This window comes from Halopiger thermotolerans, assembly GCF_054654555.1.
In genome coordinates, this window is record NZ_BAAIEU010000004.1 from 1,369,479 (window position 1) to 1,382,402 (window position 12,924).

General features: G+C 64.5%; 9 protein-coding genes, 1 tRNA gene and 3 rRNA genes. 8 read left to right on the forward strand and 5 right to left on the reverse strand.

Going from position 1 to position 12,924, the window contains the following annotated elements; genetic code table 11:
• Positions 1-37: 37 nt before the first annotated feature.
• Positions 38-1,249, reverse strand: coding sequence for a pyridoxal-phosphate-dependent aminotransferase family protein (locus ACYQ26_RS14420; RefSeq protein ID WP_459809595.1), 1,212 nt, complete (start codon positions 1,247-1,249; stop codon positions 38-40).
• Positions 1,250-1,405: 156 nt separating this feature from the next.
• On the opposite strand from ACYQ26_RS14420, the gene ACYQ26_RS14425 reads away from it, so the two are divergent.
• The 4 genes from ACYQ26_RS14425 to ACYQ26_RS14440 all read left to right on the forward strand — a co-directional run bounded on the left by ACYQ26_RS14425 (position 1,406) and on the right by ACYQ26_RS14440 (position 4,019).
• A complete protein-coding gene (locus ACYQ26_RS14425) occupies positions 1,406-2,422 on the forward strand; it encodes a metal-dependent hydrolase (protein ID WP_459809596.1) in 1,017 nt (338 codons plus the stop codon).
• Between the two features lie 71 nt (positions 2,423-2,493).
• Positions 2,494-3,105 carry a hypothetical protein gene (locus ACYQ26_RS14430; protein WP_459809597.1) on the forward strand — a complete coding sequence of 204 codons (612 nt, stop codon included), beginning with the start codon at positions 2,494-2,496 and terminating at the stop codon, positions 3,103-3,105.
• Positions 3,098-3,757 (forward strand): DUF2238 domain-containing protein, encoded by a 660-nt coding sequence (locus ACYQ26_RS14435; protein ID WP_459809598.1) that lies wholly within the window; start codon positions 3,098-3,100, stop codon positions 3,755-3,757. The genes ACYQ26_RS14430 and ACYQ26_RS14435 overlap by 8 nt, the downstream gene beginning before the upstream one ends.
• 61 nt (positions 3,758-3,818) lie before the next feature.
• A complete protein-coding gene (locus ACYQ26_RS14440; RefSeq protein ID WP_459809599.1) occupies positions 3,819-4,019 on the forward strand; it encodes a dodecin in 201 nt (66 codons plus the stop codon).
• Between the two features lie 110 nt (positions 4,020-4,129).
• Here the strand turns inward: ACYQ26_RS14440 and ACYQ26_RS14445 are convergent, their stop codons facing one another.
• The 4 genes from ACYQ26_RS14445 to ACYQ26_RS14460 all read right to left on the reverse strand — a co-directional run bounded on the left by ACYQ26_RS14445 (position 4,130) and on the right by ACYQ26_RS14460 (position 6,813).
• Positions 4,130-4,510 carry a HesB/IscA family protein gene (locus ACYQ26_RS14445; RefSeq protein WP_459809600.1) on the reverse strand — a complete coding sequence of 127 codons (381 nt, stop codon included), beginning with the start codon at positions 4,508-4,510 and terminating at the stop codon, positions 4,130-4,132.
• A 171-nt stretch (positions 4,511-4,681) separates the two neighbouring features.
• Positions 4,682-4,897, reverse strand: coding sequence for a hypothetical protein (locus ACYQ26_RS14450; protein ID WP_459809601.1), 216 nt, complete (start codon positions 4,895-4,897; stop codon positions 4,682-4,684).
• A 352-nt stretch (positions 4,898-5,249) separates the two neighbouring features.
• Positions 5,250-6,536: a histidinol dehydrogenase gene (gene hisD / locus ACYQ26_RS14455; protein ID WP_459809602.1), complete on the reverse strand. Its 1,287-nt coding sequence runs from the start codon at positions 6,534-6,536 to the stop codon at positions 5,250-5,252.
• A gap of 55 nt (positions 6,537-6,591) precedes the next feature.
• A complete protein-coding gene (locus ACYQ26_RS14460) occupies positions 6,592-6,813 on the reverse strand; it encodes a hypothetical protein (RefSeq protein ID WP_459809603.1) in 222 nt (73 codons plus the stop codon).
• Between the two features lie 844 nt (positions 6,814-7,657).
• On the opposite strand from ACYQ26_RS14460, the gene ACYQ26_RS14465 reads away from it, so the two are divergent.
• The 4 genes from ACYQ26_RS14465 to rrf all read left to right on the forward strand — a co-directional run bounded on the left by ACYQ26_RS14465 (position 7,658) and on the right by rrf (position 12,731).
• A 16S ribosomal RNA gene (locus ACYQ26_RS14465) occupies positions 7,658-9,127 on the forward strand.
• 138 nt (positions 9,128-9,265) lie between these two features.
• A tRNA-Ala gene (locus ACYQ26_RS14470) sits at positions 9,266-9,337 on the forward strand.
• Positions 9,338-9,559: 222 nt separating this feature from the next.
• Positions 9,560-12,479, forward strand: a 23S ribosomal RNA gene (locus ACYQ26_RS14475).
• A gap of 130 nt (positions 12,480-12,609) precedes the next feature.
• Positions 12,610-12,731: ribosomal RNA gene (gene rrf, locus ACYQ26_RS14480) — 5S ribosomal RNA — on the forward strand.
• The 16S, 23S and 5S rRNA genes sit together here with 1 tRNA gene alongside, the layout of an rRNA operon.
• Positions 12,732-12,924: the final 193 nt, after the last annotated feature.

The following is a 12,924-nucleotide window of genomic DNA, read 5'->3' on the forward strand; positions in this document are numbered from 1 at the left end:
GGTCGCGGTTCCGACTTCGGTTTTCGATTTCAGGCCGCTACTCGCCCAGCGCCCGCCGCGTCGCCGTCACGCCGGCGCCCGGATCGACGTCCGCGCCCAGCGACTCGAGGACGTCGCCCAGCGCCGTCACGACGTAGATCACGTTCTCCGGCCGCGCGGAGTGGCCCATGCAGCCGATGCGGAAGATCTCGCCCTCTAGATCGCCCAGTCCGCTGGCGATCTCGAGATCGTACTCCTCGAGGAGGCGGTCGCAGACCGCGCCGTCGTCGACGCCGTCGGGGACCCGGACGGCGTTCAGGCTCGGCAGCCAGTACTCGTCGGGCGCGTTCATCTCCAGTCCCATCGCCTCGACGCCGGCCTTCAGCGCGCCGGCGACGCGCTCGTGGCGGTCCCACCGCTGTTCGATACCTTCTTCGGCGACCAGTCGTAGGGCCTCGCGGATGGCGTAGACGTTCGTGATCGGCGCCGTGTGGTGATACGAGCGGTCGTCGCCCCAGTAGCCCTCGAGCAGGGAGAGGTCGAGGTACCACGAGCGGGGATCCTCCTCGCGCGAGAGGACCTTGTCCATGGCCGCGTCCGAGAGCGTGAGGGGACTCGCGCCCGGCGGACAGGAGAGACACTTCTGGGGCCCCGAGTAGGCGACGTCGACGTCCCACTCGTCGACGCGCAGCTCGACGCCGCCAAGCGAGGTGACGGTGTCGGCGATCACTAAGGCGTCGTGATCGTGGGCCGCGGCGGTCAGTTCGGGCACGTCGGGCTGGAGCACGCCGGTGCTGGTCTCCGCGTGTACGAACCCGAAGACGTCGGGGTCGTGCTCGGCCAGCGCGTCGGAGACGGCCGCGGGCTCGAGCGGTTCGCCCCACGGCGCGTCCACCTCGACGACCTCGCCGCCGGCGCGGCGGGCCATCGAGGCCATCCGGCCGCCGAAATAGCCGTTCGTCGGGACGAGCATCGTATCGCCGGGCTCGACGACGTTGCCGATCGCGGCCTCCATCGCCGCCGAACCGGTCCCCGAGACCGGGATGGTCCACTGGTTGTCGGTCCGGAAGGTGTAGCGCAGCAGCTCCTGGACCTCGTCCATGATCTCGATGAACGAGGGGTCGAGGTGGCCCACGAGCGGGGTGCTCATCGCCCGCAGCACGCGCGGGTGTACCTCGCTCGGACCGGGCCCCATCAGGGTTCGGTCCGGCGGCGTGAGTTCGTCGGTGGATGGCGCACGAACCGTCTCGTTCGACGCGTCTTGAGCCATGGGCGTGTGGTCGGAGAGCCACTCGCAAAGGCTTACCGACAACGGCGAACGAGCGACCCGGTCCCGAAGCGGCGCAACGCCGCCGCGGGAGACCGCGAGCGGGCGCGGTCTTCCGGGCGAGTCGTTTAAGCCGTCCCATCACGTACACGATACGTCGTGTTCGTCGGTCACGCCCTGCTCGCGTTCGCCGTCGCGTCCCTCGTCGCCGAGCGACGCGGCTGGGACGGCCGACGAGCCCTGCTCTTCGGCGCCGTCGCCGGCGCGTTCGCGGCGCTGCCGGACATCGACGTCGCGTACGCGCTCGTCGGCCTCGCCGACTGGCGCCTCGTTGGCGGCTCGCTCGGCGCGCCGGCGGCCTTCTGGGACGCGAGCCGAGTCGTCCACCGGTCGGTCACCCACTCGCTGCTCGTCGGTGCGGTCGCGGCGCCGGCGTTCGCCCTCCTCGCTGTCCGCGACTCGAACCCGAGGCGCGCCCGGTTCGTCTGGCTCGCCCGGCTCGCCGGAAGCGGCCTGCTCGTCGGCCTCGTCGCGACCGCCTTCGTCGCCGACGGACCGCTCGCCGCGTTCGTCATGGCGCTGTTCGCCGGGGGCGGCGTCCTCGTCGTCGCGAGCGCCGCTCGAGCGACGCCGCTGTCGCCGGCCGCGATCGGGGTAGCCGCGCTCTGGGGGCTCTGGTCGCACCCCTGGGGCGACCTCGTGACCGGCTCGCCCCCCGACTGGCTCTACCCGCTCGAGTCGCCGGTGCTCACCTCGCGGGTCGTCCTCCACGGCGACGAGACGCTGCACCTGCTCGGCGCGTTCGCGCTCGAACTCGCCACCGTCTGGCTCGCACTCGTGGCCGTCTGCCGACTCACCGATCGCTCGGTCCCCGCGCTCGTCGATCGCCGGGCGGCCGTCGGCGCCGCGTACGGCCCCGTCGCGCTCGCGTCAACGCCGCCGACCCTCGCCGTCTCGTACCACTTCGTCTTCTCGATCCTCGTCGTCGGGCTCCTCTCCGGGGCCAGTTGTCGGCTCCCGTCGTCGATCGGGAGCTCCCGGCCCCGAACCGACGGCGGCCGCTCGAGTTCGTCGGTCACGGCGGTCCTCGAGAGCGCGCTGACCGCCGTGAGTACCGTGACGCTCGGGCTCGTCGCGTATGCGGTCGTCTACGCGGCGTTGATCGCGCCCGTCTGACCGGGGCGCGGCGGGACCGGCCGCGACCGTCGGGGACATTCCTTTTGTAGGACCACTCGATACGAGTGACTATGACCGACTCTGCGCTCGATGAGTTGATCGCGGGCGGGCGGAACAACGCGGCGCTGGCGTGGGCGCTGATCGTCGCGATCGCCGCCGTCGGCGTCGGCGAACTGCTAACGGGCGGGCTGCTGTGGGCGATGTTCGTGGCGGTGCTCGTGGCCCTGGCGCTGCTGCCGCCGATCGCGTTCCGCTCGCCCACGGCGATGCTCCCCTGGGAAGTGTTACTGCTGGCCGCGTTGCCCGTGCTCGGGATGGCGTTCGGTACCGACCGGCTGACCGGCCACTTCGCGTCGTATCTCTCCGTCGCCGCCGTCGCGCTCGTCGTCGCCGTCGAACTCCAGTCGTTCACGTCGGTGCGGATGACCCCCGGCTTCGCCGTCGTCTTCGTCGTCGTCGCGACGCTGGCCGCGGCCGGACTGTGGGCCCTGCTCCGCTGGAGCGCCGCGCAGACGCTCGGCGTTCCCTTCACCGACGATCACGACGCGGTGATGTGGGAGTTCGTCTACTCCGCGATCGCCGGGCTCGGTGCCGGCGTCGTCTTCGAACTGTACTTCCGGCGGCTCGCGCGCCCCGAGACGCGGCTGCCGGAGGACGTCGCGCTGGAGGTGGACGATGCGTAACCACAGCCACCAGCTCCGGTCCACGGAAAATCAGCGCCGGCTCACCTACCTCCTCGAGGTCGGGCTGATCGGCATGCTGTTCGTCGGGATCGAGCGCGGCAACGTCGGCATCCTCGTCAACACCGGCGTCGGACTGGCCGTCACCCAGCTCCCGCCGCTGCTCGAGCGCGACTACGAGATTCCGATGGACCCGCGGCTCACCCTGTGGATCACGTCCGCGGTCTTCCTCCACGCCTTCGGCACCGTCGGCCTCCCCGGCGCGACCAGCACGCTGTACAGTCAGATCTGGTGGTGGGACCACATGACCCACGCGCTATCGGCGTCGCTGGTCGCCGGCGCGGGGTACGCGACCGTCCGCGCGCTCGACGAGCACGCCGACGGCGTTCACTTCCCCCGGCAGTTCGTGGCGGTGTTCATCCTCCTGTTCGTCCTCGCGTTCGGCGTCCTCTGGGAGATCCTCGAGTTCGTCATCGCGCTGTCGGCCGACGCGTTCGGCGTCAACGCCGTCCTCACCCAGTACGGCCTCGGCGACACGATGCTCGATTTCGTCTTCAACTCCATCGGCGCGCTCGTCGTCGCCCTGTGGGGCGGGGCCTACCTCGGCGACGTCACCGGCGCGATCGGCGAGCGACTCGAGTCCCGCGGCGGGTGAGGTTCACCCGGCGAAACCGACGCCCGGTTTTACGTCCCCGCGCGGTGTAGAACGGCGAGACATGGTCTTCAAGAAGATCACGCTCATCGGTACCAGCCCCGAAAGCTTCGACGCCGCGGCCGACGACGCCATCGACCGCGCGGAGGACACCCTGCAGAACATCCAGTGGGTCGAGGTCGACGAGCTCGGCGTCGAACTCGCGACCGTCGACGACCGGGAGTATCAGGCCGAAGTCACCGTCGCCTTCGAGCTCGAGGAGTAGGACGGTACCCGACCGGCGAACCGACGAGACGGATCGAGACGGGCGGCTAATCGCGGATCGCAGTCGAATCGGACCGACCGAGACGCGGTAAAAAGGATCGACGCCGTCCGCTACGTGCGGAACGATTCGCCGCAACCGCACTCGCTGACGACGTTCGGATTCTCGACGTGGAACCCTTCGGCCTGTAGGCCGCTCTCGTAATCGAGGACGCTGCCCTCGATGTACTTCAGGCTCGCCGGGTCGACGAACACGCGCAGGTCGTGGTGCTCGTAGATGGTGTCGTCCTCGTCGGGCGAGTCGTCGAACCGCATCCCGTAGGACAGGCCGGCGCAGCCGCCCTGCTGGACGAACAGGCGCAGTCCCGCCTCGTCGGCGTCGAGCCCTTCGCCCTCGAGCAGCGAGAGGGCCTGATCGGCCGCGTCCTCGGTGACCTCGATCTCGGGGTGGGTGTCCGCGTTCGGCTGCCCGCCATCCGGGCTGTCCGTGCTCATACTCCTCCCTTTCGTCGCGACGATGTTAACAGTGACGCCACGATAGCGACGCGACGTAACGCTTCCCGGCTAGCACTGCGAACGCACCGTCGCCTCGACGTTTCCCGTTCCCCGTCCTCGCCATCTTCGCTACACGTCTCCGGCCCACCGCGATCCGACCGGCTCCGGCGATCACGCGCTCGACCGACGCTTGACCGACCGGTAGTAGGACCCGAACAACCGCTCGTCGTTCGCCGACAGCGAGATGTCGTTCTCCGCGAGCAGCTCGACCATCCGCTCGAGGTCGCACTCGTACCACATCGAGAGCAGGCGGACATTCCGCTGGGCGTAATCGTAGTTCCGCTCGAGGACCCGCGCATCGGTCGGGTCGACGGTACGCGGTTGCATCTCGGCTAGTGTTTCGGTTCTACGGCCGTAAAACCAGTTCGTCCCTTCCGAGAATTACCCGCTCGATAACAGTTCAATTACGGACTGTTCGACGGGTTTGGGTCGGGTTGGGTCGCGGTTCGGGGGCGGCCGACCGATCGGCGGTCTCCGGTCTGCCAGCCGCTCGAGGTAGTCGACCGTTTTCGCCGGTCGCGTCGCGCTGGACGGTCGTCCGGGCGGTCGCGTCTGCGATCAACCCCTCGATTAAGCCGGTAACCGCATTTTCCGCGACCTCGGTTCGAGGCTGCGGCCGAGACGGCGGAAACCGGACGGCAACCGGGAGACCGACACCGCCACCGTCACCGTCCGCCCGCTACTCGCCGTCGTCCAGTCGCTTCCGAACGCTTTCCGCGTGGGCCTCGAGCCCCTCCGCCTCGGCCAGCGTCGTGATCGTCTCGCCGATGTCGGCCAGCCCCTCGCTCGAGAGCCGCTGGACCGTCGTCGAGCGGACGAACGTCTCGACCGAGAGCCCGCCCGTTACGCGCGCGCCACCGTTCGTGGGGAGCACGTGGTTCGTCCCGCTGGCGTAGTCGCCCGCGGCGACGGGCGTGTTCGGCCCGAGGAAGACGCTGCCCGCGCTGTCGATGCGCGCCAGGATCGACTCGTCGTCGTCCGCGACGATCGAGAGGTGCTCGGGGGCGTACTCCTCGGTAAAGAGGATAGCCTCGCTCATCGAGCGGGCCAGCAGGACGCCGCTGGCATCGTTGGCCAGCGCGTCGCGAATTACATCTTCGCGCTCGCGCGCGTTGGCCTGCTCGTCGACGGCGTCGGCAACCTGCGAGGCGGTCTCCTCGTCGTCCGTCACCGCGACGACCGACGCGTTCGGGTCGTGTTCCGCCTGCGCGACCAGTTCCGCCGCGACGAGCTCGGGGTCCGCGGTTTCGTCGGCGACGACGAGCACCTCGCTCGGACCCGCGAGGAAGTCGATCTCGACGTCCCCCCGGACCTCGGCCTTGGCCGCGGTGACCCACTTGTTCCCCGGGCCGACGATCTTCTGGACGCGCGTGATCGTCTCCGTGCCGTACGCGAGGGCGGCGATCGCCTGTGCGCCGCCGACGCTGTAGACCGCGTCCGCGCCCGCGACGTGGATCGCCGCCAGCGTCGCCGGGCTCAACTCGTCCGCCGGCGGCGTGACGACCGCGACGTGATCGACGCCCGCCACGACCGCCGGGACGACGCCCATGATCGCGCTCGAGGGGTAGGCCGCTGCGCCGCCGGGTACGTAGACGCCCACGCGCTCGAGCGGCCTGAAGCGCCGGCCCAGCTCTCGTCCGTCGTCGAACTCCTCGCGCCAGTCCTCGGGGACCTGTGCCTCGTGGAACTCGCGGACGTTGGCCGCGGCCGTCTCGATCGCCTCCCGGAGGTCGTCCTCGAGGTCGTCGTAGGCCCGCTCGCACTCGTCGGTGATCTCGAGGTTGCCGACCGAGACGCCGTCGAACTCCTCGGTGAACTCGCGGACGGCGACGTCGCCCTCCTCGCGGACCCGGTCGACGATCTCCCGCACGTCGCTTCTGACCGCCTCGATGCCGGCGTCGCGCTCGAAGAAGGCGGCGCGATCGTCCGGCCCTAGATCGGCGATCGACTGTACGTCGGTTGTCATACGCTCGAATTCGGCCGGCGCGCGAAAAACGGTTTCCTTATGCGTACGTCGCAGGTCACGCGTCACGCTCCTCGACCGGCCAGATACCGACCGCGTCCAGGGTGGCCCTGACGAACAGGTAGACGAGCAGCAGGAAGCCCGCGAAGATCAGCGGGGCCTGGAGGAGCGCCGCGAGTTCGGCGCCGACGATCAGGCGGGTAACGCCGCGGACGACGAAACTCGCCACGACGAGCGCGAACCCGATCACTGCGAGTCTGACGAACCCGGATCGGTCCATGCGTCGCCGTACGATGCGATCCACTAAATCCACCGCGGTCCCGGGTGCGGGCGCGATCGCGAGCGCGGACGCGGACATACAACCGCCGCTCGAGGTCGACCCCGTCGCCTTCGGCGCGGGCACTCGTCCGGGACGGTTCTCCGGCCAAGATCGAATCGAACCTATACCCAAACCGAACCCGACTCGTCGTTCTCCCAACCGACACCGACCAACACCGCTATCTCGAGTCGGTTCGTACTCGTTCCGACCCCCCGATCGACCTCCTCAATTCGCTTCGATCACTGGCCGAGACAGTGGCAGCCGCGAGAATGATCAACGTAGTTCAGACCGGTCTCGAGACGACGGCCTTATGTATCAACCCGGCCTTCGACACTAATGCGAACGACGTGGCGCACGGCGCCGCGTTCCCTCCGGCCGTTTCCCGGCGCGGAGGCAGGAATCACGTCCGCTCCCTTATATACTGTGGGGCACCCAGAAACGATCGCACATTCGCTCGCCGGCTGCGGTTTTCGGCGCGGCTGCGATCCGTTGCCCTTAAGTGTATACGGGGATTCGGATGGATTGCAAAGCAGAAGTGATCGACGGTCCGTTCAACCCGGGCCGTCATCTCGGACGACTCACGGTCCGAAGGGGTTAAGTACCCCTGACGGCTTACGAGTAGGTCCGAAGGAGATGAGGATTCCACCCCTGCGGTCTTCCGTACAGATGGGATCTGATGTGAGCCTTGGTAGTTCGGTGACGCCCGACCGGTCCACGCCGTGGGCCGACGAGCGCGCCGAACTGGACCCATAGTGTGAGTGTGTACCTACATTCACCGCCAACCCCCCTCCTTGTGAGGGGAGACATTCCGGTTGATCCTGCCGGAGGTCATTGCTAGTGGAGTCCGATTTAGCCATGCTAGTTGCGCGGGTTAGACCCGCAGCAGATAGCTCAGTAACACGTGGCCAAACTACCCTCTGGATCGGGACAACCTCGGGAAACTGAGGCTAATCCTGAATAGCGTTCTCACTCTGGAGTGAGGAGAACGTGAAATGCTCCGGCGCCAGAGGATGTGGCTGCGGCCGATTAGGTAGACGGTGGGGTAACGGCCCACCGTGCCAGTAATCGGTACGGGTTGTGAGAGCAAGAGCCCGGAGACGGTATCTGAGACAAGATACCGGGCCCTACGGGGCGCAGCAGGCGCGAAACCTTTACACTGCACGCCAGTGCGATAAGGGGACTCCATCTGCGAGGGCATATCGTCCTCGCTTTTCTGCACCGTAAGGTGGTGCAGGAATAAGGGCTGGGCAAGACCGGTGCCAGCCGCCGCGGTAATACCGGCAGCCCAAGTGATGACCGCTATTATTGGGCCTAAAGCGTCCGTAGCTGGCCAGGCAAGTCCATCGGGAAATCCGCGTGCCCAACACGCGGGCGTCCGGTGGAACCTGCTTGGCTTGGGACCGGAAGACCTGAGGGGTACGTCCGGGGTAGGAGTGAAATCCCGTAATCCTGGACGGACCACCGGTGGCGAAAGCGCCTCAGGAAGACGGATCCGACGGTGAGGGACGAAAGCTCGGGTCACGAACCGGATTAGATACCCGGGTAGTCCGAGCTGTAAACGATGTCTGCTAGGTGTGGCACAGGCTACGAGCCTGTGCTGTGCCGTAGGGAAGCCGTGAAGCAGACCGCCTGGGAAGTACGTCCGCAAGGATGAAACTTAAAGGAATTGGCGGGGGAGCACTACAACCGGAGGAGCCTGCGGTTTAATTGGACTCAACGCCGGACATCTCACCAGCATCGACAGCAGGAGTGACGATCAGGTTGATGACCTTATCAGACCTGCTGAGAGGAGGTGCATGGCCGCCGTCAGCTCGTACCGTGAGGCGTCCTGTTAAGTCAGGCAACGAGCGAGACCCGCACTCCTAATTGCCAGCAACACCCTTGCGGTGGTTGGGTACATTAGGAGGACTGCCAGTGCCAAACTGGAGGAAGGAACGGGCAACGGTAGGTCAGTATGCCCCGAATGTGCTGGGCGACACGCGGGCTACAATGGCCGAGACAGTGGGATGCAACGCCGAAAGGCGACGCTAATCTCCGAAACTCGGTCGTAGTTCGGATTGCGGGTTGAAACTCACCCGCATGAAGCTGGATTCGGTAGTAATCGCGCCTCAGAAGGGCGCGGTGAATACGTCCCTGCTCCTTGCACACACCGCCCGTCAAAGCACCCGAGTGAGGTCCGGATGAGGCCTGGCCACCAGGTCGAATCTGGGCTTCGCAAGGGGGCTTAAGTCGTAACAAGGTAGCCGTAGGGGAATCTGCGGCTGGATCACCTCCACAGACCGGGACCGGGGCGCTGCCCCGGCCCACCACAGCGGTCCATTTCGCTGCGATCGTCGCCCCACTCGTTCGGGCCGATCGGGCACCTTTGAACTACCAAGGCTCACACCTAGTTCCTCACCGCTCTGGTGAGGGTGGGCCCATAGCTCAGTGGGAGAGTGCCTCCTTTGCAAGGAGGATGCCCTGGGTTCGAATCCCAGTGGGTCCATGTCTCGGAGCGGATCGGCGAATCGTTCCCCTTAAGTGGGAACGACTCGTTCGATTCAATCCGAACGCAAACCGATGCACCACCCCGTGCAAACGTGGGTGGGAAGGGTCAATGCAGCCAGCCGTCTACTGGCCTGCAGATGCGACCGTGTGTACGTGTAGTCCAGGCGTCCACTGGACCCGTTCCCGGGTCACTATGCTGCCTTGTGCAGCGCAGATCCGATGAACGTGGCTACTGTGCCAGCTGGTGGATCGCTCGGCTTGAGAGCTGAAGAAGGACGTGCCAAGCTGCGATAAGCCTCAGGGACCCGCACGGAGGGGAAGAACTGAGGATTTCCGAATGGGAATCCCCACCGCAATTGCTTCGCGCAATGGGGAACGCCGAGAACTGAAACATCTTAGTATCGGCAGGAAGAGAAAACGGAATCGTGATGTCGTTAGTAACGGCGAGTGAACGCGACACAGTCCAAACCGAAGCCTTCGGGCAATGTGGTGTTCGGACTGACTCTCACTCCGCGAAAATCTACAGGAAGTCTCCTGGAACGGAGCACGAAACAGGGTGACAGTCCCGTATTGTAGATGAGTACCGGACGCGTCAGCTCCAGAGTAGCGGGGGTTGGATATCCCTCGTGAATCTCCCAGGCATCGACTGGGAAGACTAAACACTCCTCAAGACCGATAGCGAACAAGTAGCGTGAGCGAACGCTGAAAAGCACCCCACGAAGGGAGGTGCAATAGGGCGTGAAATCAGTTGGCGATCGAACGACGGGGCATACAAGGTCCTCTACACAACGACCGTAGCGCGAGCTACCAGTAGGAAGTAGAGGAAGCCGATGTTCCGTCGTGCGTTTTGAAAAACGAACCAGGGAGTGTGTCTGATTGGCGAGTCTAACCTGATTATCAGGGAAGGCGAAGGGAAACCGACATGGCCGCAGTCTTACGACGAGGGCCGCCGTGTTCAAGCGCGGGGAGTCAATCGGACACGACCCGAAACCGGATGATCTAGGCGTGGGCAAGACGAAGCGTGCCGAAAGGCACGTGGAGGTCTGTTAGCGTTGGTGTCCTACAATACCCTCGCGTGACCTACGTCTAGGGGTGAAAGGCCCATCGAATCCGGAAACAGCTGGTTCCGACCGAAACATGTCGAAGCATGACCTCTGCCGAGATAGTTCGTGGGGTAGAGCGACGGATTGGGGGACCGCACTCCGAGAGGAGTGCGCCCCCCTGTCCAACTCCGAACCTACGAACGTCGTTCGACGCAGGGAGTCCGGTGCACGGGGTAAGCCTGTGTACCATAAGGGAGACAACCCAGCGCCGGGTTAAGGTCCCCAAGTGTGGATTAAGTGCGATCGAAGGTGGTCCCGAGCCCTAGACAGCCGGGAGGTGAGCTTAGAAGCAGCTACCCTCTAAGAAAAGCGTAACAGCTTACCGGCCGAGGTTCGGGGCGCCCAAAATGATCGGGGCTCAAATCCACCACCGAGACCTGGCCGTACCCCTCACAGGGTAATCGCGTAGGTCGGCGTTCTGTTCGGGTGGAAGCACGGGTGAGAGCTCGTGTGGACCGTTCAGTAACGAAAATCCTGGTCATAGTAGCAGCGTTAGTCGGGTTAGAACCCCGACGGCCGAACGAGTAAGGGTTCCTCAGCAATGCTGATCAGCTGAGGGTTAGCCGGTCCTAAGTCTGCTCGTAACTCGCAGCAGACAACAGGGAAACAGGTTAATATTCCTGTGCCAGTGTGCATTCAAAGCCGACGCTTTGGGGCCGCCTCTGCTGGGTTTTCGCCCAGTCGAACAGTCGAAGATCGTGGAAGCCGTAATGGCACGAAGCGATTGAATGGCTGGATAGCGCAAGAGAGGTCAACCCAGAGCCCGTGAAAAGGCGAGCACACTGTCCGTACCGAGATCCGACACAGGTACTCGTGGCGGCGAAAGCCAAGGCCTGTCGGGAATAACCGACGTTAGGGAATTCGGCAAGTTAGTCCCGTACGTTCGCAATAAGGGATGCCTGCCCCGGAAAGGGGCAGGTCGCAGTGACTCGGACGCTCCAACTGTCTAGTAACAACATAGGTGACCGCAAATCCGCAAGGACTCGTACGGTCACTGAATCCTGCCCAGTGCGGGTATCTGAACACCCAGTACAATGGGACGAAGGACCCGTTAACGGCGGGGGTAACTATGACCCTCTTAAGGTAGCGTAGTACCTTGCCGCTTCAGTAGCGGCTTGCATGAATGGATCAATGAGAGCGTCACTGTCCCAACGTTGGGCCCGGTGAACTGTACGTTCCAGTGCGGAGTCTGGAGACCCCCAAGGGGAAGCGAAGACCCTATAGAGCTTTACTGCAGGCTGTCACTGAGACGTGGTCGCCATTGTGCAGCATAGGTAGGAGCCATTACACAGGTACCCGCGCTAGCGGGCCACCGAGGCATCACTGAAATACTACCCGATGGTGACTGCGACTCTCACTCCTGGCGGAGGACACTGGTAGCCGGGCAGTTTGACTGGGGCGGTACGCGCTTGAAAAGATATCGAGCGCGCCCCAAGGTTTCCTCACCCGAGTCGGAGACTCGGGGAAGAGCGCAAGAGCAAACGGAAGCCTGACAGTGTCCGGCCTAACGACGGACGCTGACGCGAAAGCGTGGTCTAGCGAACCAATTAGGCTGCTTGATGCGGCCAATTGCTGACAGAAAAGCTACCTTAGGGATAACAGAGTCGTCACCCGCAAGAGCACATATCGACCGGGTGGCTTGCTACCTCGATGTCGGTTCCCTCCATCCTGCCCGTGCAGAAGCGGGCAAGGGTGAGGTTGTTCGCCTATTAAAGGAGGTCGTGAGCTGGGTTTAGACCGTCGTGAGACAGGTCGGCTGCTATCTATTGGGGGTGTTACGGTTCCTGACGGGAACGTTCGTATAGTACGAGAGGAACTACGAATGGGTGCCACTAGTGTACCGGCTGTTCGAAAGAGCACGCGCCGGGCAGCTACGCACCACGGGGTAACGGCTGAACGCATCTAAGCCGGAAACCCACCTGGAAACGAGGAACCACCAAGGCCACTCCTACAAGAGGAGGTCGATAGACTCGGGGTGTACGCGCCAAGGCAACGAGGCGTTGAGCCCGCGAGCACTAACCGGCCAAGCCACACACTCATAACTGAGACACGCATTTGGATCTGCACTGTGACCCACGAACGGGTCCAGGCGCTAACTGGACTACACATACACACGGTCGATCACACCGATATTGGTATGGCGGCGGTTCGATTCCGTCGATCGGCGTTAGGCGGCCACAGCGGCGAGGTTCCTCCCGTACCCATCCCGAACACGGAAGATAAGCTCGCCTGCGTATCGGCAACTACTGGAGTGGGCGACCCTCTGGGAACGTCGATTCGCCGCCCCACTCATACTTCATCTCAAGCCCCGTCGAGCGACAGCCATCGGTGGTTGTCGCCCGGCGGGGCTTTTCGCATTTCATACGCGAAGCGCAGCGGCTGTTCAGAAGTAGAGCGCTACTACACTAACAGAGATCTCTTGAGGAGGTCCAGCAGTTACTTCTATTTCATTGGAGGTACCGAAAATGTCGCCCGGAACACT